The following is a 13,110-nucleotide window of genomic DNA, read 5'->3' on the forward strand; positions in this document are numbered from 1 at the left end:
AAAGCTACGCGGCTGGCCTACACCTTCGCGGATCGATCATGTGGTTGAAGCTCCTGACCTCAACCACATGATCCCAATCCTCAACAGCACCTAGCTCCGCCGTCGGCGGGCACGGCGCGCTGGTCACCATCGACTGGCCGTGCCCGGCCACGGTTGGTCGTGCTGGAGCCGGCTACGGGTTGACCTTGGGGAGCAGCACCCGGGCGTTGCTGGCATTCCGTCGGAATACCGCTGCTCAGCCCGCCCTGGTCATTGCGAGGGCGTGTTGGCCACTGCGGTTGCCCCGCTCGATCGCGCGGTCGTGTTCCTCCCGGCCCTTGTCGGCACCGCGTCGAATCACCCCGAGCGCATTGGCGGCCTCGATGTCCCTGGCGCAGACCTCCACTGCTGCCGCAAGGGAGTCCATAGCTGCAGTGTTGCCGCCTGTCATCGAGGCCGGCATCATCACCGGCGACCTCACGCTGCGCACCGACTGGGACGGCCGACAGGCGCTGCTCACTGTCCAGTACGACGGCGCCGACGAGTGGTACACCGTGGACGGGTCCCCGGTGCCCGCCCCCACCGCGGCCGAGGCCGCGGACCTGGGAAAGCTCACGCCCCAGGGCTGGGACGAGGTCTACGGCGTCACCTTCGCCACCCGCGCCCTCCCGGCCGCCCGACTGGCGCACCTGACTCCGCGCCACCCCGTGGACCCCGCTGTCCTTCCCGAGGCGGGACCACAGACGGCCCGCACCAAGGGGAGGAGTTGTGAGCCGTCACCGGGGCCCGAGGTCGCAGGCCGGCGCGGGAGTGATCGTCAAGGCTTGTGGATCACGGTGCGGTGATCGGACCATTGCTGGGGGCTGGGGGCTGGGGGCTGGGGGCTGGGGGCTGGGGGCTGGGGGCTGGGGGACCGGGGTGACGAGGTGGGGCGCCGGCGATCGCGCGCCAGCGGGCCGGTGCGGACGCGACCGGGGTTGAACACCATCGCGATTGCGGCGGCCGGGGCCGTCGGCTCCGCGGGGCCGGAGAACACCGTCCCGGGTACCCGCTGTCTAGTGCTTTGACCGGAAACGTTGACCGGGTTGGTGGGTTGGCGTTGGAGTGCCTGGTCCCGGTTGGATGGCCGCAACATCCAGCCGGTGTTTGGGGGTTCGGTGGCAGAGCCGGTCAGGGTTCGAAGGCTCTCCGAGGACGAGGACGAGGGCCGCAGGTTGCAGCACATCGTGCGTCGCGGGACAGGCAGTGCGGTGCGGTTCCGGCGGGCGATGATTGTGCTGGCGTCGGCGGGCGGGAACTCGGTGCCGGTGATCGCCCGCCTGGTCCAGGCGGACGAGGACACTGTCCGCGACGTGGTCCACCGGTTCAACGAGACGGGTATGGCCAGCCTGGACCCTCGGTGGGCGGGAGGTCGTCCCCGCCATCTCAGCACTGACGACGAGGACTTCGTCGCGCAGACGGCTGCCACCCGCCCGACCTTGCTCGGCCAGCCGTTCACCCGCTGGTCGATCCGCAAACTCGCCGCCTACCTGCGCCGCGTCCACGGCCGGGTGATCCGCCTGGGCCGCGAGGCCCTACGGTGCCTGCTCGCCCGCCGCGGCGTCACCTTCCAACGCACCAAGACCTGGAAGGACTCCAACGACCCCGACTACGACGCCAAGCTCGACCGGATCGAGCACGTCCTGGAACGTTTCCCCGACCGGGTCTTCGCCTTCGACGAGTTCGGGCCGCTCGGCATCCGCCCCACCGCCGGGTCCTGCTGGAGCCCGAAAGGCCGACCGAACCGCTTGCCGGCGACCTACCGCCGCACTCACGGGATCACCTACTTCCACGGCTGCTACTCGGTCGGTGACGACACCCTCTGGGGCGTCAACCATCGCCGCAAGGGAATCGACCACACCTGGGCAGCACTACGATCCATCCGACGGGCCCGCCCGGACGGCGCCCCCGTCTACGTGATCCTGGACAACCTGTCGGCCCACAAGAACTGGCGCATCCGCCACTGGGCCCACCGCAACCGGGTCGAGCTGTGCTTCACGCCGACCTACACGTCCTGGGCCAACCCCATCGAAGCTCACTTCGGACCGCTGTGGCAGTTCACCATCGCCAACTCCCACCACCCCAACCACACGGTCCAGACCCGCGCCCTGCACGCCTACCTGCGCTGGCGCAACACCCACACCCGCGACCCCGACCTCCTGCAAGCCCAACGTGAACGAGCCCGCGTCCGCAGTGAGAAGGGTGTCCGCTACGGCGGACGCCCCTCACCCAAGCAGCCTGAAACCACACCAACCCGGTCAACGTTTCCGGTCAAAGCACTAGGGTCGCTTTCCATGACGAGGACCACGCCCACACGCCCGCTCGATGTCGAGGTGCTCTTCCCGGAACTGGCTGCCTACCGGGGTACGACGACGCGGCTCCATCCGCGGCCGGGCACCGCGCACGTTTCTGAGAGCTCGGTGGGCGGTCCGATGCTGTGGCCGGCGGAGGAGCCGTGGCCGCTGTGCGACGAGGCCCACAGCCGCGGCCGTGGTCGCCGTCCGGCGGACGTCCGCCGCTACCGGCAGGTGCTGGCCACCGCCTGGACCCGCGACCGGGCCTCGGGCCCGACGGGCGAGGAACGCGAGCTCCTGGAAGAGCTGTGCCGCGAGCACCGCACCCCCGGAGCGTCGGTGACGGACCCTCTACCGATGATCGGCCTCGCGCAGCTCTACCGGCGGGATGTTCCCGACCTGCCCGGCGGGCCGGACGGCTGTGATCTGCTCCAGGTGTTCTGGTGCCCGTTCAGTATGCACGGCCCGGGCCGGTACGACCTGAACCTGCATCTGCGCTGGCGGCGGTCGTGGGAGGTCGGGGAGGTGCTGGGCCTTCCCCCGCAGCCGTTGCTCGTCGGGTCCGATGGATTCGTGCCCGAGCCCTGCGTCCTGCACCCGGAGCGGGTGCTCAGCTACCCGTTCGCGGGTCTCCTGCCCGAGGAACTGTGCGCCCGGCTCGACACCTGGGACGAGACCCGGGAAGAGGAGGCCGAGCAGACGGCCGGCGAGATCGCGGCCCGTGCGATCGACTACCAGTACGACCTGTCGATCCCGCCCGGGTGGCGCATCGGCGGCTTCGCCTCCTGGCACGCCACCGACCCGTACCCCATGGACTGCCGGACCTGCCGCACGCCGATGAACCTACTGCTGACCATCGACAGTTCGGAATGGGACGGCGGCAGCGGCAGCTGGAAACCGCTGGAGGACCGACACCTGCCCACCCATCGGTCCGACACCCCCACCGAAGTAGTCGTAGGCCGATTCGGCGAGCTGAACGTCTTCGCCTGCCCCACCGATCCCGGCCATCCGCACCGCTGGAGCATCCAGTAGCACGGACGGCGGCCCGACGCCTGGTTCGGCGCTCCGATCATGGGCGAACGCCGGTGCTGCCGCCTCTCCTGAACATCGGACATGACTCGCCGCCGATGCCTCCCGAACTCGTGTACAGGTGACGTCGGTTCCCGGGTTCTGGCTCAACTTCCGGGCTCTGTCGCTGATTGAGGGGTCTTGGTTGGTTGATCACGGTGATAGGAGGATGCGGCGGCGTAGGAGGTCGAAGTTGGCCCGGCCGTGGACGTCCAGCTCGTTCGGGCCGGCAGCCCCGGAACGGGGCATGTCACCCTGCTCCTCTCCGAGGGCGAGGGGTTCGCGCAGGTCGGCGCGGTGGCGGCCGACGACGCGTTCGACGGCTTCGGCGGGGTTGTGCAGCAGGTGCCAGGCGTCGGCGACCTGTTGGGCCTGCGGCGCACCCGTTCGGGCACCGTCGCGGAAGGATCCGGCGCGGTCGCGGCAGATCGTCCGTACTTCGGGGTGGTCGCGCAGCCAGGTGGCGAAGGTGTTCGCGGTGCGATCGGCGAGGACATCGATCGGGCGGTGGGTGTCCATGTCCACGAGCACCGTCGCGTAGGTGCGACCGCGCCGGACCGCGAACTCGTCCACTCCCGGACGCGGGACGAGGCCCGACGACGGGACGGGCAGCGCGCGGATGAGACGGAGCAGGGTGTCCCGGCATGTGGTCATGGCCAGACGCCCGGAGATCCGGGCTCCGGCCAGTCCGCCCATGAAGAGGGCGATGTCGGTGAGCTGAGCGGTGAGCGCGGTCGTGCGACGCGCGTGCCGGGACGTCAGGGCCGGGATCTGCTCGGCGAACGTCCGCCGCCCGCACCGGTCGTTCCCGCACACGAGACGACGCGCCCTCAGGTCCAGCCGCACCCGTCGACCCGCCACCGGACGGTCCGCAAGGCGCCGCCGGTAGTAGCAGTGCAGCCGCGACGATCTCCACCCGCACCCCGGGCAGACGGCCGACGCCGCCACCGACCGCACGGCGAGACGAACCTCTCCATCCCCAAGAACCATCTCCTCGACCTCCACACCGATCCCCGGGAAGAGAAGGTCCGCCACACGCACCGCATCCATCACGCCCAGGTCATGCCCACCACCCGATCACGCTTGGCACGGACCCCTCAATCAGCGACAGAGCCGAAGTTGAGCCAGAACCCGCTCTCGTGAACAAGGCCACGCCGCTCTGGGCGGGGTCACCCCGCAGGCCCGACCCCGCCCCCGCTCCGGGCTCGGGCCCGAGCCCGGAGCGGGCGTTCGCGGAAGCGCGCCGCGCCGCGTGCACGGACCCGCAGGTCCGCTTCGGCCCCTCCGACCGCCTCGCCGACCTCGAGGTGTTCGGCGGCCACTGGTACGCCGTCTCCTGGGACGACCCGCGAGCCGGCGACGTCCACCAGGTGCTCCAGCTCGGCCGGCGGGTGGGCTGGACGGCGCCGCGGCCGGATGGGCCGTGGGGCCGGCCGGTCACATCGCCGCCCGGTACCAGGGCGACGGGTCAGCCGTGATCCTGACCGACCCCTCCACCCGGACCCGTACCCACCGCGCCGTCGGCGCTGCCCTCGACGCCCTCCACCGCTCCGGCACCACGCCCACCGCGCCAGTACCTCGGAACGCTGAGCAGCCCCGAACCGGGCCCGGCGGCCCCCGCGCGCCCAGGGCTGAGCTGCGCCGCCGTGTCTGCTCGGCGGATTCGGGTCGTTGGCCGGTCATGACCACCTCGGAGCTGATGCTGCTGCCGCACCAGCCCTACGTCGACGCCGCCCTGCGGGCCTTCGTGGAGGCCGGTCACCCGGACGGTCCGGACTCCTTCACCGAGTACGACAGCCCGGACGGGGAGCTGGTGTGGCTGGAGGCGACCAGGATCTCGCGGGTGGCGCCGGTCTGGCCGTCGAACCAGCCCGGACCGCCGGGCTGATGGATGCTCAGCCTGCCTGTGGTCAGTACCGCTGACCGGGCCGGGTTCAAGTGGTCCTCGGCGGGGGCCGGGTTGCCCGTCCTGGAGTGTGGGCTCAGGCGTCGTGCATGCCGATGGCGGTGAGGTAGGTGTCGAAGACGCTTCGGCCGTGCGTGTTGGCGGGGTTGAGGTGGGTGCCGCCGATGTCGAGGAGGAGTTCGTGGTCGATGAGGGTGGGGGTGATGTCGTGGAGGGCCTCGGGTGAGGAGGCGAGGCGGTCCAGGGCGGGGGTGGCGAGGGTGTCGCCGGGGCGGGTGCTGGCGAGGGTGGTGTCGAGGCCGGTGTGGTGGCCGGGGTGGTCCCAGTGGATGGTGGTGTCGGTGGCGCCGAGGGCGTGGAGGCGGGCGAGTTGTTCGGTGAGGTCGCGGGGGTCTGTGGTGGTGAGGGTGTAGCCGATGACGGCCATGGGGGCTCCGTGTGCGGGCTGGTTCAGGGGGTGGGGGCGGTGCCGCGGCGGTGGCAGGCGGCGAGGTGGGTGTCGGTCATGCCGGTGGCTTCCATGAGGGCGAACATGCTGGTGGGGCCGGTGTAGGTGAAGCCGCGGGCGCGCAGGGCCGAGGCGAGGGCACGGGAGGTGTCGGTGGCGGTGGGGATGTCGGTGGCGGTGGGGATGTCGGCGGCGGTGGCGGGTGCCGGCGTCGGTGGCGGGCGGTGGGAGGCGAGGAGGTGTTCGATGCCGCCGTCCGCGCGCAGGCGCAGGATGGCGCGGGCGTTGGTGCGGGCGGAGAGGATCTTCGCGCGGTTGCGGATGATGCGGGGGTCGTGGGCGAGGTCGTCGAGGCGGGTGTCGCTGTAGCGGGCGACGGTGTCGGGGTCGAAGCCGTCGAAGGCATCGCGCCGCGCGGGGCGCCTGGCCAGGATGGTGCGCCAGCTCAGGCCGGCCTGGAACCCTTCCAGGGCGATGCGTTCGAACAGGGCCTGCTCGCCGGTGAGGGGCAGGCCCCATTCGGTGTCGTGGTAGGTGCGCAGGAGCGGGTCGTGGGCGGCCCAGGGGCAGCGGGTGAGGCCGTCGGTTCCGGTGACGGGGCCCGCTCCGGTGGCGGGGGCGCTCACCGGCCGTTCCTGGCGGGTTCGTCGGTGAGGCCGGTGACGCGCAGGGTGAGGTTGAGGCGGCCCTGGGTGAGGCCGGTGGCGGGGTCGCCGGTGCCGGGGAGGATCTTGGGCACGGCGTGGTAGGCGAGGCGGGAGGGGCCGCCGAAGACGAGGAGGTCGCCGGAGGCGAGGACGAGGTCGTTCCAGGGGCGGTTGCGGTGCTTGGTGTTGCCGAGGCGGAAGAGGCAGGAGTCGCCGATGCTGAGGGAGACCACGGGTGCGAGGGAGTGTTCGTCCTTGTCCTGGTGCATGCCCAGGCGGGCGCTCTCGTCGTAGAAGTTGATCAGCGCGGCGTCGGGTTCGTAGGCGGCGGCCTGTTCCTGGTCGTGGTAGGCGTCGGCGACGGCGCGGCGGCCGAGGTCGGCGAGCGGGGTGGGGAAGGGGGCGACCCGGTGGCCGTTCACGTCGTCGGCGGTGCGGGTGTAGGCGTAGGGCTTCCAGTGCCAGCCCAGGCAGACGGTCTGTACGGACATGATGCCGCCGCGCGGCAGCCGGGTGTGGCGGATGGGGACGGGGCCGGCGGCCCAGGTGCGGCAGGCGGCGACGAGGTCGCGCTGCTGCTCGGGGGTGAGCCAGCCGGGCAGGTGGACGGCGCCCGGGGCGATCTCGCGGCGCCGGTAGCCGGCGGGTGGCGGGCCGAACAGCGGGAGTGCGGGGGAGGGGTTCACGCGGCGCCGCCTTGGGCGATGTGCGGGAAGGAGTTGGTCCAGCCGTGTTCGATGCGCCAGGTGCCGCCGTCGGCGTGCGCGCCGCGCACGCCGTCCAGGACGCTGCCGGCGAGGGCGGCGGCGATCGGCTCGGCGAGGGAGGCGAAGCCGAAGGTGCGCTCCGGGCGCCAGGGGGTGGACAGGGCGAGGCGGCGAGCGACCTGGGCCCAGCCGAGCGGGGCGGCGGCGATGACGAGGGCGTCGGGGCCGGGGTCGGTGAGACGGTGCGCGGGGCGCAGCCAGGAGGCGGCGTGCTCGGGCCAGTCGGCGACGGCCAGGACTTCGTGGCCGGCGGCCAGCCAGGCGTCGGCGAACGTTTCGGCGGCCTTCCGGGAGGCGGTGTCGCGGCTGTGGCCGATAGTGACGGTGTGCAGGAGCGGGCGGCGGTGCCCGCTCAACAGGCTTAGTAGGGCAGCGAGTTCGGCGTCGGTGTGCTGGGCGGGTGCGGGCGGGGGGCCGTAGGCGGCGGCCTGGGGCGGGGTGAGCAGGGGCGAGCGGGCGGGTGCGGGGCGGGGGTTCACGGTCGGGGGGTCCTTCGGGTTTTCCACTGCCGGTACTTCTCGGGCAGGCACACGGCGCAGGGGCGGTAGCCGGCGGCGACGGCGGTGGCCTCGTCGGTGAAGAAGACGCGGTGGCGGACGTAGTGGCCGGCGGCGATGGCGCGCAGGGCGGAGGGGCAGTCCAGGCGTCCGTAAAGGCGGCCGGGGCGGTGGCCCCCGAGGGTGCCGGGGGTGGTGCTGGGGTGGGGGCGCCTGTCGGGGCCGGTGAGGGTGTAGGTGCGGGCCGGTGCCGGGGGCGGCGGGTATGCGCGCGGCGGGTGTGCGGGTGGCAGCCATGGCGGTCAGGCGTCGTGGAAGACGAGGCCGAGGGCGTGGCGGTGGCCGGTGCGTACGGTGCTGACGCCGTGGCGGACGGGGGCGGCGAAATGGCCTCGGGCGGAGGGGACGGGGCGGTCGCGGGTGGTGAAGACCAGGCCGTGGCCCTGCGGGAGGGTGGTGGTGGTGCCGCGGGACTGGGCCCGGGGGCGCTGTTCGACGAGCAGGAACTCGCCGCCGGTGTAGTCGGTGCCGTGGACGTCGAGGCCGATGACGACCTGGAGGGGGAAGACGAGGTCGCCGAAGACGTCGCGGTGCAGGGCGTTCCAGTCGCCGGGCCCGTAGCGCAGCAGGATCTGGGAGCTCTTCTCCTGCCCGGCGGCGTGGCACATCGAGGTCCACTCGGCGAGGGTGTCGGGCCAGGGGGTGGGGCGGCCCAGTGTGTTCGCCCAGGCGCGGGCGATGGTGAGCAGGCGGGGGTAGAGGGCCTCGCGCAGGGCGGCGACCGGTTCGGGCAGGTCGTGGGTGAAGTAGCGGTACTGGCCGGAGCCGAAGCGGTGGCGGGCCATGTCGACGGTGGTGCGGAAGAGTTCGGGCCGCTCGTAGAGGGCGGCGATCTCGCGGCACTGTCCGTCGTCGAGCAGGCGGGCGGTGAGGGCACAGCCGTGGGCGTCGAGTTCGGCGCCCAGCGTGCTCCAGTCGGTGGCCTCCACGGCAGCCTCCAGGGCAGCGGTCGGGGCGGTGGCGGTGGTCATGGCGGGGTCCTCGGTGCTGGGTCAGGCGTGGGCGTGGGCGTGGGCCCTTTCGTGGTCGAGGAGGTGCTGCTCGGCGTCGGTGCGGGCCGCGGCGCCGTCGGCGCCCAGGACGCGGTGGCAGGGGCGCACGATCAGGACGGGGTTGGCGGCGAGCGCGGCGCCGACGGCGCGGGCCGCGCCCGGGGAGCCGATGTCGGTGGCGAGGCGTTCGTGGGTGCTCGTGGTGCCGTGGGGGACGGCGTCCAGGGCGCGCCAGGCAGTGCGGTGCAGGTTGCTGCCGGGTGCGGCGAGGTCGAGGTCGAAGGCGGTGCGGGCGCCATCGAAGTACGCGGCGAGCTGGCCGGCGGCGTCGGCGAGGGCGCCGGGCGCGTACCGCCAGCCGGGCTGCACGACCGGGGCGGTGCGCTGCCCGGCCGTCGAGACGGAGGTCAGCACCACCCCGGTGCGGGAGCCGGGCGCTTCCTCGCCGGTGAGCAGCAGGTCGCCCAGCGGGCTCTCGACGGACAGGAACACCACGGTCCTCGTTGCCTGCACCGGATTCCTCCTTCGGCCGGACGATCGGTCGGTTTCTCCTTCTATGAGCCAGTTTGTCCGTGCCGATCGGGATTGTGCTGGCGGCATTCGGACGGGGCGCTTCAGGTAGCGGCGGCTTTCCACAGATGGTGCGCCGCGTAGCTGCGCCAGGGCCGCCACAGGTCGGCCCGGGCGGTGTCGGTGCCGGTGCGGCGCAGGGCCGTGGTGATGGCGGCGTCGCCCGGGGGCAGGACGTCGGGGTCGCCCAGGGCACGCATGCGGATGTAGGCGGCCGTCCAGGGACCGATGCCGGGCAGGGCCAGCAGCGCGCGTTCGGCGTCGTCGCGCTCGGCCCCGGGGTCCAGGACCACGCTGCCGGCGGTGAGGGCGGCGGCCAGCGCGCGCAGAGCGTCGCGGCGGGCGCCGGGGGTGCGCAGTTCGGCGAGGTCGGCGTCGGCGAGGGCGTCGACGGTGGGGAACAGGTGGGTGAGGGCGCCGCTGGGGGCGGGCAGGGCACGGCCGCGAACGGCGACCAAGGCGCTGCCCAGGCGCCGGGCTGAGGCGAGAGTGACCTGCTGGCCCAGGACCGCGCGTACCGCGATCTCGTGCGGGTCGGTGGTGCCGGGCGCGCGCAGCCCGGGGTGGGCGTCGACCAGCGCGGCCAGGGCCGGGTCGGCGCGCAGGCGCTCGGCGACGGCCTCGGGGTCGGCGTCGAGGTCGAACAGGCGCCGCACCCGCTGGGTGGCGCAGGTCAGGTCACGCAGGTCGTCCAGGTGCAGGCGGCACTCCAGCCAGGGCCCGGCGGACATCTCGCGGACCTCGGCGACGCCGGGGGCGTGCGGCAGGTCCAGGGTGCGCCGGTAGGTGCGGGCCCCGGCGGGTCCGGTGATCTCCTCGACGCCGTCGATCGCGCGGGCGGCGAGGTAGTCGAACAGCGCGCCGGTGGCGTGGAGGCCGCGGTGGGCCAGGCGCAGCGGCACGCCCGCGGGGGCGTCGTGGGCGGCGTGCGGGGGGCCGGTGCGGGCGGCGGCGCGCAGTTCGCTGGGGGTGCGGGCGTAGGTCTCGCGGATGGTGTCGTTGAACTGGCGGATGCTGGAGAACCCGGCGGCGAAGGCGACGTCGGAGGCGGGCATGGCGGTGGTCTGCAGCAGTATCCGGGCGGTGTGGGCGCGCTGGGCGCGGGCCAGGGCGATGGGGCCGGCGCCGAGTTCCGCGGTGAGCTGGCGCTGGATCTGGCGGGCGCTGTAGCCCAGCCGTTGGGCGAGGCCGGCGACGCCCTCTCGGTCGATGACGCCGTCGCCGATCAGGCGCACCGCGCGGCCGACGACGTCGGCGCGGGCGTTCCAGGCGGCCGATCCGGGCGCGGAGTCGGGGCGGCAGCGCCGGCAGGCGCGGAACCCGGCGTGCTGGGCGGCCGCGGCGGTGGGGTGGAAGGAGACATTGCGGCGCTTGGGGGTGGTCGCCGAGCAGCTGGGGCGGCAGAAGATGCCGGTGGTGGCGACGGCGAAGAAGAACTCGCCGTCGAAGCGCGCGTCGCGGCTGCACACGGCCTGGTAGCGGACGTCCTCGGTCATCACGGTGTTCACAGGTGCCTACAGGGGGCTCGGGGCGGGTGCGGGCGGTGGTCAGCGGGCGTTGTGGAAGATGACGCCCAGGGTGGTGCGCCGGCCGGTCTCGACGGCGTTGGTGCCGTGGCGCATCGGGTGGCGGCGCCAGCCGCGCTGGCCCTGGGCCGGGCGGTGCTGGACGGGGAAGACCAGGGCCTGGCCGAGGCCCGGGCGCACCACGATCGCGCGGGACTGGGAGCGGGGGCGCTGTTCGACGAAGACGTTCTCCCCGCCGGTGAAGTCCTGCCCGGGCCGCTCCAGCATCAGCGTGGCCTGGAGGGGGAAGACGATGTCGCCGTAGACGTCCTGGTGCAGACAGGCGTAGTCACCGGGGCCGTAACGCAGCACCAACGGGGTGGGGCGGTGCTGCCCGGCCGCGGCGCACTGCTCGTGGAGTTCGGCGAGCGTGGCGGGGAAGGCGGGCCCGCCCAGGCGCCGGGCCCACTCGTTGGCGATCTGTGCCAGCGGCGGGTAAAGCCGCTCGCGCAACTCCCGCAGGAGGGGGTCGGCGGCGGGATCGGCGTAGTAGCGGTAGGTGCCCCGGCCGAAGCCGTAGCGCTGCATCACCACAGTGGAGCGGAACAGGGCATCGTCGTCGAAGGTGCCGGCCAGGCGGTCGCACTGGTCGGGGGTGAGCAGCGGCGCGGTGAGCGCGACGCCGTCGCGCTCCAACTGGGCGCGCACGTCCTGCCAGTCGATGGCCGCGAGGGCAGGCAGGGCACCGCTCGGGGCGGGCACACCGGCGGGCAGCACGCCGGGGATGGAGTCGTTCACGAGGGCGGGTCCTTCGGTGCTCTGGGCCGTCCGACCGGGGCGGTCGGGGCAGGGGCGGGGAGGGTTCCGATCGTGTCGCGGTCCGGGGCCGGGTGCTGGCGGCATTCGGACGCCACGTCCCGGCGGGGCCGGGGTCAGGCGGCGGGGGCGCCGTGCAGGTCCCAGTGCCGCAGCACCTCGTCGGCGACCTCGGATTCGGCACCGGGTTCGGCACGGTGGCGCAGGCCCTCGCGGCGGGCGGCGGCGAGCATCCGCTCCTCGGCCAGGCGGACGCGGGCAGGCCCGCCTCGGTGACGCCCCGGTGCGGGCGCGTTTCTCCGAGGGAAGACCGGCCGCACCCCGGGCGGCGCGGGCCAGCGCGGGGAGGCCGATCAGGCGGCGGCGAGGCGCCCCAGCCGGGAGCGCAGCAGGGTGCTGGAGACGCCGCCGGTGTAGGGGAAGTAGACGACCTCCACCCCCAGCCGGGCGAAGCGCTGCTCGTAAGCCAGCCAGGACGCGGTCCCCTGCCAGTCGTCGCCGACGAAGGTGACGCCGAAGCGCAGCCGCTCCCAGGCGTCGATCCGGTTCATGTGCCGCTGCGGGACGACCTCGTCGACGCAGCGCAGCGAGCTCAGCACCGCGGCACGGCCCGCGTACGGCACGATCGGGGTCTTGTTCTTGCGCCGCTCGCACAGCTCATCGGTGGTGACGCCCACCACCAGCCGGTCGCACCGCTCGCGCGCCCGCTCCAGCAGCCGCACGTGCCCCACGTGCAGCATGTCGAACACACCCGCCGTGTAGCCGACCAGCTCCCGCCCGCCCGCTTCCACGGGAGCAGGGTGCGCCGTCGTCAGGTTCCTGGCCGTCGCGCTCATGGTGGTACGCCCTTCATCGAGCCGGTCACGGGGTTTCGACGGGTGGACGGCGCCCGCCGCGAGAACGTGAGATCCGGAACGCGAACTCTTCCTCCCCGCCCGGCGGGAGCCCGCAGGGGCCGTCGGCGGCCGGCCGGAGGGCACGGGCGGCGGCAGCACCGCGGCCGGAGAACTTCTGCGGACCGGACCTCACGTTTCCCCCGCCCGGGCCGTCTACAGGGCGAGGAAGCAGGAACGACCAGAGGAGCGACCATGGACACCACCCGGCACACCGTCGCCAACACCAGGCTCGGCACGATCACCCTGGTAGCCGACGGCGACGCCGTCACCGGCCTGTACTTCCGCCACCACGTCCGCCGCCCCGCCCAGGACACCTTCGGCCTCGCCGTCGATGTGGCCGAGGACCCGCTGCTGGCCGAGGCGGCCGAGCAGCTCCACGACTACCTCGACCGCCGCCGCACCGACTTCGACCTGCCGATGCGTACCGCCGGCGACGACTTCCAGGAGAAGGTCTGGGCCGAGCTGAGGATCATCCCCTACGGCGCCACCACCACGTACGGGAGCATCGCCGAACGGCTCTGCGACCGCCGCCCACGTTCGCCGCTCCGGGCGGCAGCACTGGCTCGACCACGAGCGGGGCAACCTGCACTGGTACTGCTGCGGCAACCCCTTCGAGGCGCGAGCCC

General features: G+C 73.4%; 17 protein-coding genes and 1 pseudogene. 6 read left to right on the forward strand and 12 right to left on the reverse strand.

The window, feature by feature from the left end; all coding sequences use genetic code 11:
• Positions 1-235: 235 nt before the first annotated feature.
• Positions 236-406: a hypothetical protein gene (locus tag ACIQ9P_RS39160; RefSeq protein ID WP_402367277.1), complete on the reverse strand. Its 171-nt coding sequence runs from the start codon at positions 404-406 to the stop codon at positions 236-238.
• A 7-nt stretch (positions 407-413) separates the two neighbouring features.
• Between ACIQ9P_RS39160 and ACIQ9P_RS39165 the strand changes: the two genes are divergently transcribed.
• The 3 genes and pseudogenes from ACIQ9P_RS39165 to ACIQ9P_RS39175 all read left to right on the forward strand — a co-directional run bounded on the left by ACIQ9P_RS39165 (position 414) and on the right by ACIQ9P_RS39175 (position 3,344).
• Entirely contained in the window at positions 414-824 is a 411-nt protein-coding gene (locus ACIQ9P_RS39165) for a hypothetical protein (protein WP_402367280.1), read from the forward strand.
• Positions 825-1,136: 312 nt separating this feature from the next.
• Positions 1,137-2,243 (forward strand): annotated as a pseudogene (locus ACIQ9P_RS39170) (IS630 family transposase); the annotation flags it as partial.
• Positions 2,244-2,312: 69 nt separating this feature from the next.
• Positions 2,313-3,344, forward strand: a complete 1,032-nt coding sequence (locus ACIQ9P_RS39175) for a hypothetical protein (RefSeq protein WP_402367311.1) — start codon at positions 2,313-2,315, stop codon at positions 3,342-3,344.
• Between the two features lie 189 nt (positions 3,345-3,533).
• On the opposite strand, the gene ACIQ9P_RS39180 is transcribed toward ACIQ9P_RS39175, so the two are convergent.
• A complete protein-coding gene (locus ACIQ9P_RS39180; RefSeq protein WP_402367282.1) occupies positions 3,534-4,430 on the reverse strand; it encodes an ISL3 family transposase in 897 nt (298 codons plus the stop codon).
• Between the two features lie 89 nt (positions 4,431-4,519).
• Between ACIQ9P_RS39180 and ACIQ9P_RS39185 the strand changes: the two genes are divergently transcribed.
• Together ACIQ9P_RS39185 and ACIQ9P_RS39190 are read left to right on the forward strand one after the other, a co-directional pair.
• Positions 4,520-4,858 carry a hypothetical protein gene (locus ACIQ9P_RS39185; RefSeq protein WP_402367284.1) on the forward strand — a complete coding sequence of 113 codons (339 nt, stop codon included), beginning with the start codon at positions 4,520-4,522 and terminating at the stop codon, positions 4,856-4,858.
• Positions 4,859-5,061: 203 nt separating this feature from the next.
• A complete protein-coding gene (locus tag ACIQ9P_RS39190) occupies positions 5,062-5,268 on the forward strand; it encodes a hypothetical protein (RefSeq protein WP_402367287.1) in 207 nt (68 codons plus the stop codon).
• A 94-nt stretch (positions 5,269-5,362) separates the two neighbouring features.
• On the opposite strand, the gene ACIQ9P_RS39195 is transcribed toward ACIQ9P_RS39190, so the two are convergent.
• The 10 genes from ACIQ9P_RS39195 to ACIQ9P_RS39240 all read right to left on the reverse strand — a co-directional run bounded on the left by ACIQ9P_RS39195 (position 5,363) and on the right by ACIQ9P_RS39240 (position 12,424).
• Positions 5,363-5,713, reverse strand: a complete 351-nt coding sequence (locus tag ACIQ9P_RS39195; protein WP_402367290.1) for a hypothetical protein — start codon at positions 5,711-5,713, stop codon at positions 5,363-5,365.
• Positions 5,714-5,736: 23 nt separating this feature from the next.
• Positions 5,737-6,360, reverse strand: coding sequence for a DNA-3-methyladenine glycosylase I (locus ACIQ9P_RS39200; RefSeq protein ID WP_402367291.1), 624 nt, complete (start codon positions 6,358-6,360; stop codon positions 5,737-5,739).
• Positions 6,357-7,067, reverse strand: a complete 711-nt coding sequence (locus tag ACIQ9P_RS39205; RefSeq protein WP_402367293.1) for an alpha-ketoglutarate-dependent dioxygenase AlkB family protein — start codon at positions 7,065-7,067, stop codon at positions 6,357-6,359. The genes ACIQ9P_RS39200 and ACIQ9P_RS39205 overlap by 4 nt, the downstream gene beginning before the upstream one ends.
• Complete coding sequence (locus ACIQ9P_RS39210) at positions 7,064-7,504, reverse strand: hypothetical protein (protein ID WP_402367296.1); 441 nt, start codon at positions 7,502-7,504, stop codon at positions 7,064-7,066. The genes ACIQ9P_RS39205 and ACIQ9P_RS39210 overlap by 4 nt, the downstream gene beginning before the upstream one ends.
• Before the next feature lie 119 nt (positions 7,505-7,623).
• A complete protein-coding gene (locus ACIQ9P_RS39215; RefSeq protein ID WP_402367314.1) occupies positions 7,624-7,938 on the reverse strand; it encodes an Ada metal-binding domain-containing protein in 315 nt (104 codons plus the stop codon).
• Between the two features lie 9 nt (positions 7,939-7,947).
• Positions 7,948-8,676 carry a 2OG-Fe(II) oxygenase gene (locus tag ACIQ9P_RS39220; RefSeq protein WP_402367298.1) on the reverse strand — a complete coding sequence of 243 codons (729 nt, stop codon included), beginning with the start codon at positions 8,674-8,676 and terminating at the stop codon, positions 7,948-7,950.
• A 21-nt stretch (positions 8,677-8,697) separates the two neighbouring features.
• Positions 8,698-9,210 carry a methylated-DNA--[protein]-cysteine S-methyltransferase gene (locus ACIQ9P_RS39225; protein WP_402367301.1) on the reverse strand — a complete coding sequence of 171 codons (513 nt, stop codon included), beginning with the start codon at positions 9,208-9,210 and terminating at the stop codon, positions 8,698-8,700.
• Positions 9,211-9,311: 101 nt separating this feature from the next.
• On the reverse strand, positions 9,312-10,763 hold the full coding sequence (locus tag ACIQ9P_RS39230; protein WP_402367316.1) for an AlkA N-terminal domain-containing protein: 1,452 nt from the start codon (positions 10,761-10,763) through the stop codon (positions 9,312-9,314).
• Positions 10,764-10,814: 51 nt separating this feature from the next.
• A complete protein-coding gene (locus ACIQ9P_RS39235) occupies positions 10,815-11,570 on the reverse strand; it encodes a 2OG-Fe(II) oxygenase (RefSeq protein ID WP_402367303.1) in 756 nt (251 codons plus the stop codon).
• A 371-nt stretch (positions 11,571-11,941) separates the two neighbouring features.
• The gene (locus ACIQ9P_RS39240) at positions 11,942-12,424 is read right to left on the reverse strand and encodes an adenylyltransferase/cytidyltransferase family protein (protein ID WP_402367306.1); all 483 of its coding nucleotides are present in this window, start codon (positions 12,422-12,424) and stop codon (positions 11,942-11,944) included.
• Positions 12,425-12,676: 252 nt separating this feature from the next.
• Here ACIQ9P_RS39240 and ACIQ9P_RS39245 point away from each other — a divergent pair.
• Positions 12,677-13,110: methylated-DNA--[protein]-cysteine S-methyltransferase (locus tag ACIQ9P_RS39245; RefSeq protein ID WP_402367308.1), on the forward strand; the 434-nt coding region annotated here is incomplete at its 3' end.

It is taken from the genome of Kitasatospora sp. NPDC094019, from assembly GCF_044764505.1.
Taxonomy (GTDB): Bacteria; Actinomycetota; Actinomycetes; order Streptomycetales; family Streptomycetaceae; genus Kitasatospora.

What these genes read in the sequence shown, in the direction of transcription:
- ACIQ9P_RS39190 (WP_402367287.1), top strand. Translation starts at nt 5,062, where the DNA reads ATGACCACCTCGGAGCTGATGCTGCTGCCGCACCAGCCCTACGTCGAC.
- ACIQ9P_RS39220 (WP_402367298.1), bottom strand. Translation starts at nt 8,676, where the DNA reads ATGACCACCGCCACCGCCCCGACCGCTGCCCTGGAGGCTGCCGTGGAG.
- ACIQ9P_RS39175 (WP_402367311.1), top strand. Translation starts at nt 2,313, where the DNA reads ATGACGAGGACCACGCCCACACGCCCGCTCGATGTCGAGGTGCTCTTC.
- ACIQ9P_RS39230 (WP_402367316.1), bottom strand. Translation starts at nt 10,763, where the DNA reads ATGACCGAGGACGTCCGCTACCAGGCCGTGTGCAGCCGCGACGCGCGC.
- ACIQ9P_RS39195 (WP_402367290.1), bottom strand. Translation starts at nt 5,713, where the DNA reads ATGGCCGTCATCGGCTACACCCTCACCACCACAGACCCCCGCGACCTC.
- ACIQ9P_RS39240 (WP_402367306.1), bottom strand. Translation starts at nt 12,424, where the DNA reads ATGAGCGCGACGGCCAGGAACCTGACGACGGCGCACCCTGCTCCCGTG.
- ACIQ9P_RS39180 (WP_402367282.1), bottom strand. Translation starts at nt 4,430, where the DNA reads ATGGATGCGGTGCGTGTGGCGGACCTTCTCTTCCCGGGGATCGGTGTG.
- ACIQ9P_RS39160 (WP_402367277.1), bottom strand. Translation starts at nt 406, where the DNA reads ATGGACTCCCTTGCGGCAGCAGTGGAGGTCTGCGCCAGGGACATCGAG.